Below are 14,909 nucleotides of genomic sequence, written 5' to 3'. Positions count from 1 at the left end.
GTCGCCTTTTCATTTTTTAAAACGTGCTGATTTATACCCGGGGCTCCCGTTTTGCAAACTCCTGTAACATCCCTCTGATTTGTTCTACCAATAAAGCAGGTGCCTTCTTAGGTGAACCAGAGTCAAACGGTGGCTGGGGATCGTATTCCAAAATCAATTGGACTCCTTTACTCATATCTTCTCCCAATTCCCATGCAACTAATTGGAGTGCCATGTCGATACCAGAGGAAACACCGGCCGCTGTAACGATTTTGCCCTGACGAACGACTCTTTCCTCTGTTGGAGTGGTTCCAAGGGATTGGAGCAGTTCGAAGGACCCCCAATGAGTGGTGGCTACAGCTCCATGTAACAAGCCTGCGGCGCTCAAGATCAGAGAGCCATTGCAAACAGACGTAGTCCATTTCGTTGTTTCATGTATGTGGTGAATCCATTGTAGAGTTTCTTCATCATTCATAGGGGTTTTATAATTGGGCGGACTGCAACCGGGAACAACAAGAATATCAGCGGAAGTAACTTCAGAGAAGCTGTAATCGGCATGTAAATAGCCCATATTGGAGTCAAGCTTGATTACCCCTTTTTTCTTAGCGACAAACTTCACTTCACATTTCAGCGTAGCAGCGAATACATCGTATGGACCAATTGCATCTAAAGCGGTAATGCCGTCGAAAAGCAAGATGGCAACCTTCATGATGATCTCTCCTTTGAAATGGGATATTTTTCTTGCAAACAAATACTAACATACATATACGAGGTATATGTATTACGGAGTTGTGACTAACTGCAAGTAGGTATAGCAAAAAGCCGGTTACACCATAAAACGTGGTGAAAACCGGCTTTTTGCTTGCGGAATCTAACAATTATCTGGCTCCAACCAGCTTGCGCTCTTCCGTGTAAACAGGTTGGGTAGTGTTTTCGCTTGGTTGCTTTTGATCTACTGCATGAGACAGCTCATAAGGGAGGCAGAGCGGTACACCCGTGCGAGGATCAATTAGAATGTCTGCTTCGATGTTGAATACCTTACGCAGCATCTCAGGCGTCATGACTTCAGCAGGGCTTCCCTCAGCGACAACGGTACCGCGAGAGATTGCAACCATGTGCTGTGCATAACGGGTTGCGTGGTTCAAATCGTGGACGACCATGACGATCGTACGATTTTCTTCGTCATTCAACTTTTGTAGGAGCTTGAGAACCTCCAACTGGTGAGCCATATCCAGGAAGGTCGTAGGTTCATCCAGGAACAGGATGTCTGTTCCTTGCGCCAGAGCCATGGCAATCCATGCGCGTTGGCGCTGACCGCCGGATAGTTGGTCAACCGGACGATCATGGAAATCGGACATGCCGGTCATGGAGATAGCCCAGCTTATGATCTCTTTGTCTTCCTTGGTCAAAGAGCCGAAGCCTTTTTGATGGGGGAAGCGGCCATAGGTAACGAGCTCAGACACGGTCAAGCCATCGGGTGCGGTTGGGTTTTGCGGCAAAATCGCCAGTTGCTTGGCGACTTCCTTGGTCGATTGCTGGTGGATCGATTTTCCGTCCAAAAATACTTGTCCGCCTGTTGGCTTCATAATCCGGGCGAGAGTTTTGAGGATCGTCGATTTACCAGAACCGTTTGCACCGACCAGTGCAGTGATTTTTCCAGAAGGAATGCTGATGTTCAAGTCTTTGACAATGGAAAGCTCACCGTATCCGATGTCCAGCTTTTGCGTGTATAAGCGCTCCACAATGGGCCAACTCCTTTTTAAGCAAAGTATGTACCTGTAACGAGGTTGTTCAAAAAGTCGTCTTTTGATCACGCAGTAGTCCTGAGAGCGTATTCGACATCGAAATTGGCGTTCACCTTCGAAGTCCGGTGCTCATGTAGGTTCCCTACACTCCGCTCCTCCTTCTTCAGGTTCTCGCCACTTTCTCGGTGCTGAAAAGACGACTTTTTGAACACGAATTATAATTAATCGTAGTAATGATAATCATTTTCACTAAGATAAAGTATATAACGTAATGAGGTCAAATTCAATAAGTAAAAAGCCAACCTGCTCACATGCGTGAACAAATTGGCCTTGGGTTAACAAATGATTATCCAGTGTTAGTAGGTGATATGAGCGATGATCCCGTGTTCGTCGTCCAATACCAGCTCGATACCGGCGGAATAAGGGTTGCGCTGCATCTGGGTCTCCAGATAGTAGCGAATCGCTTCAATCATATTCATCTCGATGAAGATTTGTTGGCGATCCATCCAGTGTACTTCAGCAGAAAAGCCGTATTCTTCGTCCCACATCAGTTCGACGGAGATGTCTTGTGGCTTCAACTGCTTTTTGTAGGCTGCGTGAATACAGATCGCATTAATGATATCTTGTTCGGAAAATGTTATCTTTTCCATGCGTTCAGTTCCTGTTCTTTCTCACGCTTGGTTTTGAAGTAGACGATCACTTTACGGATCAGGATAATCACAGCGAGGATCGCCATCAGGTTGATCATGAAGCCAAGGATGGAGCCCAGGATACCCATGTCACCGAACAGGGATCCGAACAGCAAACCAGCCAGACCACCAATCATGAGACCTTTCATGAATCCGCCGCTTTTGCTTGCTGTAGCAGCAGGAGTTGTTGTTGTACCTTTATTTGTTGAAGCATTTACATTTGTATCAGCTTTGTTAGGCGTTTGCGTGTTCGTAGGAGCCGTATTAGAGTTGAAGGATTTTTTCCCGGACTTATAGCCTTTCGCGTCGGCATGATCAATGAATCCTCCGGCCGGAGCGAGTACGAGCATTACGGCAACCAACATCATGATGAGTTTTTTCATGTTATTTGAGTAGCCCCTCTCAGTTTAATGACTTGTATATATAAGTCTACATGAATATCGGACGAAATTCCAACGAGCTTTCAGTGACGATCAGTCTAAATACCTACAAAAAAGCCCCTGACAAGCGATCATGTCAGGGGTTCTTCGTTTTACGCACTCTTTTTCAGTTTTCGGGCTGCCCAGTTACCCAGCGATTGAATGAGCTGGACCAAGACGACGAGAATAACGACAGTAATGATCATGACTTCGATGTCCCATTGCTGATAGCCGTAGCGCAAGGCGAGATCGCCAAGCCCACCAGCACCGACTGCGCCCGCCATAGCCGTAGCGCCAATCAAGCCGATCGTCGCAATCGTCAGGCAGAGGACGATGCCAGGCCGTGCTTCGCGCAGCATGATGCGAAAAATTATCTGCGTCCGGGATGCGCCCATCGCTTGGTACGCTTCGATAACGCCACGATCGACGTCATGCAGGGCCGTTTCCATCAAGCGTGAGATGTAAGGCGACGTATAGACGATGAGCGGCACAATTGCTCCTTCAATCCCAATAGAAGTGCCCACGATCAACTCCGTAAAAGGAATGATCGCAACCATCAGGATAATAAAAGGCAGCGAGCGCACAATGTTGATGATCGTATTCAGGGTGTGATAGATGATTTTGTTCGGGAAAAGGTGATTCGCCTGTGTGATGACTAACAAAATCCCGAGCGGAATCCCGATTAATGTCGCAATGAATAATGAAAACCCAACCATGATGACGGTTTCTTGTAGGGATTGTCCGAATACCGGAATCATTTCAATCAAACGCTCCATTAGCTCCGCACCTCCTCTGGTGACACAATATCTACGCGGTAGACGGATTCACGCAAGAAGCGAATGCCATCCTGAATGGCCTGGTCTTCACCAGAAATGTGCAAAAGCAAAATGCCGAGCGCCGTTCCCTTAATGGTCGTAATCGAGCCGTACAACAGATTGGTGCTAATCGGAAAACGTGCAGAGAGTGTTCCTAGAACAGGATCGAGAGCGGCATCCCCGCGAAAGGCAACGCGAACAATTTTGGAAACGGGTCCGGTTTCTTTTATCTTGGACAAAATCTCCTGTGGTACCTGATCGTCGAAAACCGTTTTGATAAAATTACGTGTCGTTTGCTCTTGCGGATTGCTGAAAACATCCAGAACAGAGCCTTGCTCGATGACGACACCGTTTTCCATGATGGCTACTTGGTCGCAGATTTTTTTAATGACCTGCATTTCATGCGTAATGAGCACGATGGTCAGGTTGAACTTTCGATTGATGTCGAGCAACAGCTCCAGAATCGATTCAGTCGTCTGCGGGTCGAGAGCAGAAGTCGCTTCGTCACAGAGCAGGATTTCCGGATCAGTCGCAAGTGCACGAGCGATACCCACCCGTTGCTTTTGTCCACCGGATAGCTGAGAAGGATAAGCGTTTGCTTTATCAGACAAGCCAACCAAGCCGAGAAGGTCTTCTACCTTGCGCTTAATGACATCTTTGGGGACGCGATTCATCCGCAAGATTTCCGCCACATTGTCAAAGACATTATAGGAAGAGAGCAGGTTGAAGTGTTGAAAAATAATCCCGATCTTTTTGCGAGCTTGCCGCAGCTCTTTTTCTTTGAGGGTCAGCATGTTGTGGCCATTGACGATCACAGAACCGCTGGTCGGCTTCTCCAACAGGTTGATGGTGCGGAGCAGGGTACTTTTTCCTGCTCCGCTAAAGCCGATAACCCCGTAGATTTGCCCTTTTTCCACCTGAAGGGATACGCCCTTCAATGCTTCTACCTGCTTGTTTCCTACTTGATACGACTTATGAATATCGGTTAGCTGTATCATAACGAGTTCTCCTTGTTGTTCTTGATGTTCCTGGCGTCGATCTTACCAGGACGGCAGTACAGCCCCTTCAAAACGTTCGTCGATGAATTTTTTCACTTCTTCCGAACGGTAAATGTCTACCAGCTTTTTGATAGCTGGGTTGTCTTTATTGGTTTCGTTGACTGCCAAGATGTTCACGTATGGAGAGTCAGCCGTCTCAGCGAAGATCGCATCTTTTTTCGGGGAGTAGCCAGCTTCCATTGCGAAGTTCGTATTAATCGAAGCTACCTCTACGTTGCTCAACGAGCGTGCCAGGAAAGCAGCCTCCAGCTCTTTGAATTGCAAATTTTTTGGATTTTCCACGATGTCCAGTGGCGTTGCATTGTCGCCCACGCCATCTTTGAGCTTAATCAAGCCAGCTGCCTGATAGAGCAAGAGGGCGCGTGCTCGGTTGGTTGGGTCGTTTTGAATGCCGACAACGCCGCCTGCCTGGATGTCCTCGACTTTTTTATGCTTGGTGGAGTACAGGCCCATCGGGTACGTGACGGTTTTTCCGACCTCGACAATTTTTGTTTTATGATCTTGATTGAACTTCGCCAAGAACGGGATGGTTTGGAAGCTGTTTACATCGAGATTTCCTTTATCGAGAGCTTGGTTCGGCTGTACGTAGTCGTTGAAAACGACGACTTCGACTTCAAGTCCTTTGCCTTTGGCGACTTCTTTCACTTTGTTGAGAATCTCTTCGTGCGGGCCGCCAGTGACGCCCACTTTGAGTGAGGTTTGTTCAGCAGCAGTGCCACCGTTAGCAGGAGCAGCTTCTTGTTTACCGCCGCAAGCCGTTACGAGCGATGCAGCGAGCAGTAGTGTAGTGAGCAGTAGACCAGTCTTTTTCATGAAAATACCCCTTTTCTCTGGATGTAAGATGGAAAAGAAAAAAGCCTCTTCCGACAGAAGAGGCGAAAACTGCGAGTATGTAACCACACTGCAACAATACCTCTCTTATCTGTCGGAATAAATTCCGCTGGATTTGGCACCGTATCGTTTGCGATAGGTTGCCGAGGTGTCATAGGGCCAGTCCCTCAACCTCTCTTCATAAGAGAATGTGCTATGAAATTATCATTCCAAACATTGTTGTTAATTCTTATTTGGATAGTTGGATTATAACGACTGAATTTTTAGGTGTCAACTGTTTTTGCAAACGAATGACTTGGTGGAAAAATGTGAAATTGATCAAAATACGAATATTATATTGAAGAATTAAAAAATCATATGTATAATGAGAGCGAATGAACCCGATACCAGCTATCGTAGGTGATGACATGACTCTAGTGGACTCCAATGAAACCAGAAAAAAGCTGTCTGCCATCTATAATGAGATAGCAAAAGAGTTGTTCGGATTTGGAACGACTTTGCTCCGAGTCACGATTGAAAACCAGATGATTACGTTCCAAGCCAAGCATCGCCGCTCTCCGCGCTCACAAGCGTTGGAAGGAGAAGCGCCGGCCCTCAAGCTCGAAGTCGATTTTCGCATGTCCCTTCTTTATAAGAAGAGACTGAGAGAGCGACTGGAGGAAGAGATGGGGTTGCCGTTGGAAGCCGTGCTACGGGACTATGATGCGCCTACGCAGTGGGCAATCACGAATGTTATTTTAGCTGAATCAGAACTGAATACCTGACGCAATCGTTCGGATTTTCTCTTTTGATCTATCTTAAGGGGAGACCGTAGACTTTGCGTAAAAACGGGTGTCACTTCTCTTTGTTTACGAAGAAAAGTGCTCTTGTTTAGAATGATACGTTCTAATCAAGGGTACTTTTCTTTTTATTGTACCACCATATTTTGTCATCAAATGAACCCAACTGGAGGAGAATTACGATGAAAAAATTACTTGCTGGAATCCTGTCTTTTTCTATGATGTCACTGGCTCTCGCTGGCTGTGGCAGCAACGATCAACCACAAGCGGGTGGGGCTGGCGGCGAAGCCAAGGGTGAGCCACAAAAGCTGGTCATCTCCACATGGGGCTTCTCTGAAGACTTTTTCCGCAAAGAAGTATATGAGCCGTTTGAAAAAGAACATAACGTGAAAATCGTACTGGAAATCGGGAACAATGCAGAGCGCCTGAACAAAATTCGCCAAGGAAGCTCCGATGTAGACTTGATCTACCTCTCTGACTACTATGCACAGCAAGGGATTGAGAGTGGCGCATTTGAAAAAATCGACCGCAGCCGCATCCCGAATCTGGATCAAATCTATGATATTGCCAAAGCACCACTGGGCGAGGAGTACGGTCCAGCTTACACGATTGGCCAATTCGGGATTGCCTACAATCCAAAGCTCGTGAAAACCGAGATCAAGGATTGGAAAGACTTGTGGAACCCAGAACTGGCAGGCAAGCTGACATTGCCAAGCATTACGTCCACAACTGGCCCAATGGTTCTCGACAGTGCTTCCCAGATAGCGGGCAGCAAGGAATTTAACGAGGATCAAGCCTTCGCGAAAATGAAAGAAGTTAACCAAGGTGTAGTGAAGTTCTACGACAAGACCTCCGAATACGTGAACATGTTTGGACAAGAAGAAATCGGCGTAGGACCGATCATGGAAATGTACTTCAAAGACATCAAAGCCGCTGTTCCGGAAGCTGTTTTCGTACAACCTGCAAGCGGCGGATATGCGGTCATGAATACGGTTAACATCGTAAAAGGCTCGAAAAACAAAGCACTCGCAGAAGACTTCATCAACTACCAGCTGAGCAAGGAAGTTCAGGAAAAAACAGCAAAAGCAAAAATCGATTCCCCTGTAAACAAAACGGTTCAACTGACAGAAGAAGAAGCAAAAGGCGTAACGTACGGGGAAGAAACCGTAAGCAAGCTGCGTATGATGGACATGAAATTCGTTAACGAGCACTCTAAAGCATGGATTGACCGTTGGAATCGTGAAATCACGCAATAACGAGCGATAGAAAAACAAGGGCGAGGGTATAGACATTTGTGGATATACCCTCGTTTTTCAACGTATAGGAATTTATAAAATAAATTCCGGAGCGCATGAAAACATTCCGCTAAAACGCGGTCGCTCCACGTTGAATAGGCCTCGATAGAAGTTTTCTTATGAGAAATGAACGTGAGGAGGACCACTCGTGCAAAAGATCATTCTTGACGTGGATACGGGCATTGATGATGCGCTTGGCATCATTCTCGCTGTGAAGAGCGGGCAATTCGATTTGGTGGGCATTACTACGGTGAATGGAAACGTGTCGCTGCGAAAAGCCACAGAAAACACGTGCAAAATTCTCGATTTCTTGCAAGTCGGCGAGCAAATCCCTGTCGTCTGTGGAGCATCTGAACCGTTGCTGCGGCCGTTGTTTTTCGAGCATGCCGTGCATGGTGAAGATGGCTTGGGTGGTGCTCTGGCAGGTGTTCCGGTTTACAAGGAGCCAACTGCTGGCTTTGCTCCTGATTTCATCGTGGAAAACGTACTTGCTCATTCTGGCGAGATTACGCTCATCATGACGGGACCGCTGACCAATTTGGCACTGGCGGTGAAAAAATGCCCGGAGCTTGTCCAACACGTCAAGGAAGTCATTTTCATGGGTGGAGTGGTCCGCGAGCACGGGAATGTGACGCCGGTTGCGGAGTATAACATGTACGTCGATCCAGAGGCGGCCAAGGTTGTGTTTCATGCCGGATTCCCACAATTGACGCTGGTTGGACTGGATGTGACGCGAAGAGTGCTGCTGAACGAGGAGCATATTCGTGAGCTAGGAGATACACCGATGGGCGAGTACGTAAGACAGAGTACGTCTGACTACCTCCATCGTTATTTTCAACGAAATGGCATCTATGCGTGCGCCATGCATGATCCATTGGCTGTCGCAGTCGCACTCGATCCGAAGCTGGTGGCGACCAAGAAGCTGTATGTAGATATCGAAACGAGAAGTGAGCTGTGTGATGGGCAAACGGTTTGCGACTTTCAAAACCGCCTACAAAAAGAACCGAACATAAACGTCTGTCTGGACGTAGATGCAGATGCGTTCTTTGCGCGTTTTATCGGCGCATTGAAAGCCTGACGATACCGTGAACAGGAGTTAATCAGATGAGAAAAACGGGTCTTTATTTATTACTGTTGCCGGGTGTGCTGTTTTTGACGCTGTTCATGGTCATTCCGATTGTGATGACGATTGCGTCCACCTTTTATCAAGATGGTAGCTTTACGATTCAAGGGTATCTCCAATTTCTTACCGACGCGTACTTCCTGAAAATTATGCTGACGACGCTGCAGGTCAGTCTGGTCACGACGATTGCGTGTGTCCTGATCGGTTTCCCTGCCGCGTACTACATTTCCAAGCTAGGCCCACGCAAAAAGGGCATCCTGCTGGCTTTGGCGATTTTTCCTTTGCTGACCAGCTCTGTCGTGCGGTCGTTCTCTTGGATGATTATTCTCGGAAAAAAGGGCTTATTGAACAGCTCGCTGCTTGCAATCGGGCTCATCGATAAGCCGTTGGAAATATTGTATACGCCGACTGCGATGATGATTGGTTTGATTCATCTGTTCCTGCCGCTGATTATTATTACGCTGGTAGGGGTGATGGAAAACATCGACCCAGATTTGCTGAAGGCGGCGGAGAGCTTGGGTGCTTCCAAGTTGACCGCCTTCTGGAAGGTCATTGTGCCACTTAGTGTACCGGGACTCATCATTGGTAGCATTCTGGTGTTTGTCGGAAGCTTGACTGCCTACACCACGCCGGCCCTGCTAGGTGGAAAACAGCGGGTCATCTCCACGTTTTTGTATCAAAATGCGATTACGCTTAATGATTGGCATTTGGCATCCGTCATTGCCACGATCATGATTGTCATTACATTTGTCGTCATTTATTTCATGAACAAGCTGGCGACGAAATTAAATCCGAAGGGGTAGAAACTATGCAGGAGAAAAATCGCGGGTTGGCCCTGTTTACCTCTCTCGTCTTTCTATTTTTGCTAGGGCCGCTCATTATCATTTCTTTTACGTCGTTTGAGCCGGGGAGCGTCTTGAAGTTTCCGCCGGAGGGCTTTTCCTGGCGGTGGTACGAAAACATTTTTAATGTAGAAATGTTCATGACGACATTCAAGACGTCGATGTTCGTTTCCTTGCTCGGAAATCTTTTGGCGCTCTTATTGGGGATTCCGGCAGCTTATGCGCTCAGTCGCTTTGATTTTCGCGGCAAGGGCATTTTGAATGGCATTTTCATCTCACCTGTCCTGATTCCGGGTATTGTGATGGGCTTTGCCATGCTGAAATACGTCATTGTCGTGTACAATTTGCCGATTTATGCGGGACTTCTCGTCGGTCATACGGTGCTGATGCTTCCGTTTATCATTCGCGTCATTGCATCATCCTTGTCCAACTTTGACTTCGCCATTGAAGAAGCGGCTTTAAGCCTTGGGGCAGGTCGTCTCGAAACCTTTTTCAAAGTCGTCTTGCCGAATATTCGCTCCGGAATTATTGCTGCGATTCTGATCGCTTTTCTGGAGTCGTTCAACAACGTAGATATCTCTGTTTTCATGACAGGACCAGGAGTAAGCACGCTGCCGATCCAGATGTTGACGTACGTAGAAAACAACTTCGATCCAACGATCGCCGCTATTTCCGTGCTGCTCATGATTCTTACGGCTATTCTCATGTTCATCATTGAACGTCTGATGGGGCTTTCCTACTTTACAAAACGATAACGGAGGCATCAACTCATGGCATTGCTCACGCTGGATAACGTATCGGTTGCCTATGACAATCAATATATTTTGCAAAACTTCAATCTCAATATCGAAAAAGGACAGCTCATCTCTTTGCTCGGTCCGAGCGGTTGCGGAAAGACGACGACGCTGCGCCTGATTGCGGGTTTTCTCGAAGCAAAAGATGGCCGGTTCATGTTTGAAGGAAAAGATTATACGCGCGTTCCGGTCAACAAGCGCAATTTCGGGTTTGTGTTTCAGAGCTATGCGCTGTTTCCACACCTTTCTGTATTCGATAACGTGGCATTCGGTTTGCGCCTGCGCAAGATCAATGAAACAGAGGTAAAGACCCGGGTACAGCAAATTCTCGAAGTCGTGAGTCTCGGCGGCTATGAAAAGCGTTTCCCGAAGGAACTGTCTGGTGGTCAAAGACAGCGCGTGGCGATTGCGCGGGCACTGGTGATTCAGCCCGACTTGCTGCTGTTCGATGAGCCGCTCAGTAACCTCGATGCCAACCTGCGGATCAACATGCGCGTAGAAATCCGTCGCATTCAGCAGGAGCTGGGCATTACGACAGTATACGTATCGCATGACCAGGAGGAGTGTTTCTCCATTTCAGATCAGGTGGCGATCATGAACAAGGGCGTGATCGAGCAGCTCGACGATCCAGCCACGATTTTCAAATATCCAAAGACAGAGTTTATTGCTCGCTTTATTGGTTTTACCAACTTCATCGACTTCGCAGAGCGCACTGAGCAGAACGGAGAAATCGGCCTGCGTGTCGGTGACCATCATTTTACCGCGTCCAAAAATCCGGGTACGGCGAATCCGTCCGGTAAAAAATGCGCAATGCGACCAGATGACCTCCTCGTGACGACAGAAGAGAGCACCGAGCTGGGAATGAACCGTCTGCGCGGGACGGTAAAGGTAAGCACGTTTTTGGGACGCAGCTATCAATATGTCGTGGAAACAGAGCTGGGTGACTTCACGGTCAATCAAGAGATGGAGACGCCGTACAAGACTGGCCTAAACGTCAATCTGCTGTTTCCGAAAGACAAAGTGGTACTCGTGGACTAAAGACAGGAGGTTATTTACGTGAAGGTCGATTTGTTGATTCAAGACGTCCAAGTGTTTAACAGCTATTTTAAAAAGTTCATCAAAGGAAACGTCGCTGTTTTGGATGAACGATTCTTCTATATTGGTGAGCGGAGTACGGAAACATTTGAAGCTGCCGAGATCGTGGACGGACAAGGCCGCTACATGATTCCTGGTCTGGTCGATATTCATTTGCATATTGAGAGCACGATGGTGACGCCGGAGACGTTTTCCTATGGTTTGATTCAAAACGGAGTGACGACGATCGTACCGGAGCCGCATGAGATGGCCAATGTATTCGGAATCGAAGGGATCAAAGAGATTATTCGTGCGAGCCGAGATTGTGTCGCTGATATGCTGTACGCGATCCCGAGCTCCGTACCAGCTACTTCAATGGAAACGACAGGTGGATCTGTCGAGATTGCAGACATGGACGAGCTCTTGCGTTCTGAAGAGATCATTTGCCTTGGCGAAATCATGAATTACGTAGACATCATCAAGGACCCTGACTGCAAGACGAATCGCATCCTGGAGCATATCCGCAAGACGTATCCAAAGCTCGTCATCGAGGGGCACGTCCCGAAATTGCTTGATTTGGACCTTCATCGCGTCATTTATGCGGGAGTGGACTCCGATCATACGCATCAGACACGTGAGGGCATGGAAGCGAGAATCGCAGCGGGCATGTTTCTAGAGATTCAAGAAAAATCGATGACGGATGAAGTCATGGACTATTTGATCAAGGAAGATGTTTCTGAGCATTTTTGTTTTGTGACGGATGATGTGATGACCGATTCTTTGGTCAATCGTGGACATTTGAACCATATTGTGAAAAAAGCTATTCAAATGGGCATGCAGCCAGAGCGCGCAATCTACGCGAGTACATTTACCCCAGCTAGACGTATGAACATGGCGGATCGAGGGGCGATAGCTCCCGGCAAAAAAGCGGACTTCCTATTGCTGTCTGATCTGCATGAACTCAAGATCGAACGCGTCTATAAAAATGGGAAGAAAGCTTATGACGTCAAGGAAGAGTACCGACAAGTAGTCAAAGAGAAGCAGTTTCCTGCGCATTTTTATGAGAGCATCAAGCTATCACCACTTACAGAGCAGGACTTCCGCGTCACAGTAGAGGTGCCGGACAATCGTTATCCATGCCGGGTCATGCTCGTTCAAAACGGTTCTACTTTTACAGAGGATCACCGTGGAATCGCTGAGGTGCAGGAAGGACAACTCTTGTGGGAGGAGAGCCCGTACGGCTTGATCGCCGTCTTTGAACGCTATGGCAAAAACGGTAACCGTGGCTATGGCTTGATCAGCGGCGATACGATCAAACGAGGGGCGGTAGCCACCAGCTATTCGCATGACAACCACAATCTCTTGGTTGTCGGACACAATCCGCACGATATGATGGTCGCAGCCAATGAAGTCATTCGCAACCAGGGCGGCTTTTACGTGGTCGAGGATGGCAAGGTGATCGCGAGTCTTCATTTGCCAGTCGGAGGCATTCTGACAGAGGAACCATTGGAAAAAACGGCAAAGGAAGTCGAACAACTACGCCGTGCTATGGAGTCGCTCGGTTACGATCACTACAACCCGATTATGTCGATCAGCACGCATTCCTTACCGGTCAGTCCAGCCTTGAAGCTGACGGATCTGGGGTTGATCGATGTTAACGACGGGAAAATAGTTCCACTGTTGTTGATGTAAAAAAGTTGCTTGCTGAAAAGAAAGTTTTCGGCAAGCAATTTTTTTTGATCTAATAGTCCCGGAAGAAGCATATAAATTTTCATGCATAGGTATACATTCCTGAATCATCTCCCTATTTTCTTACTGGAATTCGGGTATTTGGTAGGTTTTGGTTTAGGTATTCAGAATCTGGGAGACTGGAAAAATTTTCTGTAACATGGTATTCGATCCTAATCCAGGAAAGAGGAGATAAATAAATGGATAACGTAGGGTTGAGAAACACACTGTTCAGTAAAGGGCTTTCGCTTTTGTTCATGCTGGCTATGATGCTGGTGGCAGGCGCAGCTACTCTCGTGTTTGCTGAGAAAGCCTCGGCACACGGGTACATCGAATCGCCAGCGAGTCGCTCTTACTTGTGTAAGACGGGGCAAAACACAGGCTGCGGTCAAATTCAGTATGAACCGCAAAGCGTTGAGGGCATCGGTTCGTTCCCCCAATCTGGTCCTGCCGATGGTGAATTTACCGGTGCAGGCCGCTATCCTGAGCTTTACACACAAACAGCAGATCGCTGGACCAAGATTACCTTGCAGGGTGGACAAAATTCGTTTACGTGGAATCTGACAGCCCCGCATAGTACAGCGGAGTGGAAATATTACATCACGAAAAAAGATTGGAATCCAAACAAGCCACTTTCCCGAGCTGATCTGGAACTGTTCTGCTCATTCCAGGACGGAGGGAAAAGACCTCCATTCACGGTAACGCATTCGTGCAATGTACCGACAGATCGTAGCGGTTACCACATTATTTTGGGTGTTTGGGAAATTGCCGATACGGGCATGGCCTTTTACCAGGCAATTGACGTGAATTTGATTAACAATGGAACAGGTATCGTAGAAAAGCCTACCGTTCCAGGTAATGTGATTTCTGTATCACAAACAACTACAAGCATTGAGCTTGGCTGGACAAAATCCGTGGCAACTGACGGAATCAAGCAGTACGACGTGTATCGCGATGGCAAACTAATCGCATCTACCAAAGAAACAGCATACACGGACAAAGATTTGACGCCTGCTACGGCTTATAGCTATACCGTTGTGGCAGTTGATAGCAAAGGGAAAGAGTCTAACGCTAGCAAGGCACTAACTGTTCGCACAAAAGCAGAAGATATCGTGGATACAGAAGCGCCGACTGCACCAGCAGGAATCATGACCCACAATCCAACAGAGACAGAAATCGACCTCATGTGGAGTCCTTCCCGTGACAATGTTGGTGTGGTGAAATACGAGGTGTACCGTGACGGTTCCCGCGTAGGGTCAGTTGAAAAGCCTTCCTTTGTCGATAAAGGATTAACGGCAGGAACATCTTATACGTATACAGTCAAGGCAGTTGATGCCGCAGGAAATATTTCCGAAGAGAGCGCACCTTTTGCTGCAAGCACAAAGGAGAAAAAGCCTGAAGTACCAGGTGAAATCGCCGAGTGGGATTCCTCAGCTGTGTATGTACAGGGCGACCGCGTCTTGTATGATGGACTGGAATTCGTAGCAAAATGGTGGGTAACTGGAGAAAAGCCAGACCATTCCGATGCGTGGAAACTAGTGAGCGATGTCGTACTGTCGTGGGATTCCGGCAAAGCGTATGATGGCGGAGCGAAAGTGAACTATGAAGACAAGGTTTATGAGGCGAAATGGTGGACCAAAGGCGAAGAGCCAGGGAAAGCCGATGTATGGAAGTTGGTTGAATAATGGTGCAAAGCCCAGGTGATCTGCCTGGGCTTTGTTTGTGTAAGTGCAGCTAC

15 protein-coding genes and 1 riboswitch are annotated in these 14,909 nt (G+C 47.6%); of the genes, 8 read left to right on the top strand and 7 right to left on the bottom strand.

The window, feature by feature from the left end; translation table 11 throughout:
* Window positions 1-31: 31 nt before the first annotated feature.
* From HP398_RS19490 to HP398_RS19460, 7 genes are all read right to left on the bottom strand, one after another.
* Window positions 32-688, bottom strand: a complete 657-nt coding sequence (locus tag HP398_RS19490; protein ID WP_173623416.1) for a DJ-1/PfpI family protein — start codon at window positions 686-688, stop codon at window positions 32-34.
* A 169-nt stretch (window positions 689-857) separates the two neighbouring features.
* Window positions 858-1,721: an ABC transporter ATP-binding protein gene (locus tag HP398_RS19485; protein WP_017246622.1), complete on the bottom strand. Its 864-nt coding sequence runs from the start codon at window positions 1,719-1,721 to the stop codon at window positions 858-860.
* A gap of 359 nt (window positions 1,722-2,080) precedes the next feature.
* A complete protein-coding gene (locus HP398_RS19480; protein WP_173623415.1) occupies window positions 2,081-2,374 on the bottom strand; it encodes a YxcD family protein in 294 nt (97 codons plus the stop codon).
* A complete protein-coding gene (locus HP398_RS19475) occupies window positions 2,362-2,796 on the bottom strand; it encodes a hypothetical protein (RefSeq protein WP_017246620.1) in 435 nt (144 codons plus the stop codon). Before HP398_RS19475 ends, HP398_RS19480 begins: the two co-directional genes overlap by 13 nt.
* A gap of 149 nt (window positions 2,797-2,945) precedes the next feature.
* On the bottom strand, window positions 2,946-3,608 hold the full coding sequence (locus HP398_RS19470) for a methionine ABC transporter permease (RefSeq protein WP_017246619.1): 663 nt from the start codon (window positions 3,606-3,608) through the stop codon (window positions 2,946-2,948).
* Entirely contained in the window at window positions 3,608-4,645 is a 1,038-nt protein-coding gene (locus HP398_RS19465) for a methionine ABC transporter ATP-binding protein (RefSeq protein ID WP_017246618.1), read from the bottom strand. Before HP398_RS19465 ends, HP398_RS19470 begins: the two co-directional genes overlap by 1 nt.
* Before the next feature lie 42 nt (window positions 4,646-4,687).
* Entirely contained in the window at window positions 4,688-5,518 is an 831-nt protein-coding gene (locus HP398_RS19460) for a MetQ/NlpA family ABC transporter substrate-binding protein (protein WP_173623414.1), read from the bottom strand.
* A gap of 102 nt (window positions 5,519-5,620) precedes the next feature.
* Window positions 5,621-5,723: riboswitch (SAM riboswitch) on the bottom strand.
* A 220-nt stretch (window positions 5,724-5,943) separates the two neighbouring features.
* On the opposite strand from HP398_RS19460, the gene HP398_RS19455 reads away from it, so the two are divergent.
* The 8 genes from HP398_RS19455 (at window position 5,944) to HP398_RS19420 (ending at window position 14,856) form a co-directional block, all read left to right on the top strand.
* Window positions 5,944-6,300 (top strand): hypothetical protein, encoded by a 357-nt coding sequence (locus HP398_RS19455; RefSeq protein WP_015893853.1) that lies wholly within the window; start codon window positions 5,944-5,946, stop codon window positions 6,298-6,300.
* A gap of 197 nt (window positions 6,301-6,497) precedes the next feature.
* Window positions 6,498-7,571 carry an ABC transporter substrate-binding protein gene (locus HP398_RS19450; RefSeq protein ID WP_069849860.1) on the top strand — a complete coding sequence of 358 codons (1,074 nt, stop codon included), beginning with the start codon at window positions 6,498-6,500 and terminating at the stop codon, window positions 7,569-7,571.
* Between the two features lie 187 nt (window positions 7,572-7,758).
* Window positions 7,759-8,688, top strand: a complete 930-nt coding sequence (locus HP398_RS19445) for a nucleoside hydrolase (RefSeq protein WP_106833504.1) — start codon at window positions 7,759-7,761, stop codon at window positions 8,686-8,688.
* Between the two features lie 26 nt (window positions 8,689-8,714).
* Window positions 8,715-9,536 (top strand): ABC transporter permease, encoded by an 822-nt coding sequence (locus tag HP398_RS19440; protein ID WP_007724617.1) that lies wholly within the window; start codon window positions 8,715-8,717, stop codon window positions 9,534-9,536.
* Between the two features lie 5 nt (window positions 9,537-9,541).
* A complete protein-coding gene (locus tag HP398_RS19435) occupies window positions 9,542-10,330 on the top strand; it encodes an ABC transporter permease (RefSeq protein ID WP_017252586.1) in 789 nt (262 codons plus the stop codon).
* A 15-nt stretch (window positions 10,331-10,345) separates the two neighbouring features.
* On the top strand, window positions 10,346-11,407 hold the full coding sequence (locus tag HP398_RS19430; protein ID WP_017252585.1) for an ABC transporter ATP-binding protein: 1,062 nt from the start codon (window positions 10,346-10,348) through the stop codon (window positions 11,405-11,407).
* An 18-nt stretch (window positions 11,408-11,425) separates the two neighbouring features.
* A complete protein-coding gene (locus HP398_RS19425) occupies window positions 11,426-13,135 on the top strand; it encodes an adenine deaminase (RefSeq protein ID WP_173623413.1) in 1,710 nt (569 codons plus the stop codon).
* A gap of 236 nt (window positions 13,136-13,371) precedes the next feature.
* A complete protein-coding gene (locus HP398_RS19420; RefSeq protein ID WP_173623412.1) occupies window positions 13,372-14,856 on the top strand; it encodes a lytic polysaccharide monooxygenase in 1,485 nt (494 codons plus the stop codon).
* Window positions 14,857-14,909: the final 53 nt, after the last annotated feature.

Source organism: Brevibacillus sp. HB1.4B, assembly GCF_013284285.1.
Taxonomy (GTDB): domain Bacteria; phylum Bacillota; class Bacilli; order Brevibacillales; family Brevibacillaceae; genus Brevibacillus; species Brevibacillus porteri.
The sequence above is the reverse complement of the archived record's forward strand: the minus strand, read 5'-3'. Positions and strand labels throughout refer to the sequence as shown.

Coding starts and splice junctions, on each gene's coding strand:
- HP398_RS19490 (WP_173623416.1), bottom strand. CDS start 688: ATGAAGGTTGCCATCTTGCTTTTCGACGGCATTACCGCTTTAGATGCA.
- HP398_RS19480 (WP_173623415.1), bottom strand. CDS start 2,374: ATGGAAAAGATAACATTTTCCGAACAAGATATCATTAATGCGATCTGT.
- HP398_RS19475 (WP_017246620.1), bottom strand. CDS start 2,796: ATGAAAAAACTCATCATGATGTTGGTTGCCGTAATGCTCGTACTCGCT.
- HP398_RS19470 (WP_017246619.1), bottom strand. CDS start 3,608: ATGGAGCGTTTGATTGAAATGATTCCGGTATTCGGACAATCCCTACAA.
- HP398_RS19465 (WP_017246618.1), bottom strand. CDS start 4,645: ATGATACAGCTAACCGATATTCATAAGTCGTATCAAGTAGGAAACAAG.
- HP398_RS19460 (WP_173623414.1), bottom strand. CDS start 5,518: ATGAAAAAGACTGGTCTACTGCTCACTACACTACTGCTCGCTGCATCG.
- HP398_RS19455 (WP_015893853.1), top strand. CDS start 5,944: ATGACTCTAGTGGACTCCAATGAAACCAGAAAAAAGCTGTCTGCCATC.
- HP398_RS19450 (WP_069849860.1), top strand. CDS start 6,498: ATGAAAAAATTACTTGCTGGAATCCTGTCTTTTTCTATGATGTCACTG.
- HP398_RS19440 (WP_007724617.1), top strand. CDS start 8,715: ATGAGAAAAACGGGTCTTTATTTATTACTGTTGCCGGGTGTGCTGTTT.
- HP398_RS19435 (WP_017252586.1), top strand. CDS start 9,542: ATGCAGGAGAAAAATCGCGGGTTGGCCCTGTTTACCTCTCTCGTCTTT.
- HP398_RS19430 (WP_017252585.1), top strand. CDS start 10,346: ATGGCATTGCTCACGCTGGATAACGTATCGGTTGCCTATGACAATCAA.
- HP398_RS19420 (WP_173623412.1), top strand. CDS start 13,372: ATGGATAACGTAGGGTTGAGAAACACACTGTTCAGTAAAGGGCTTTCG.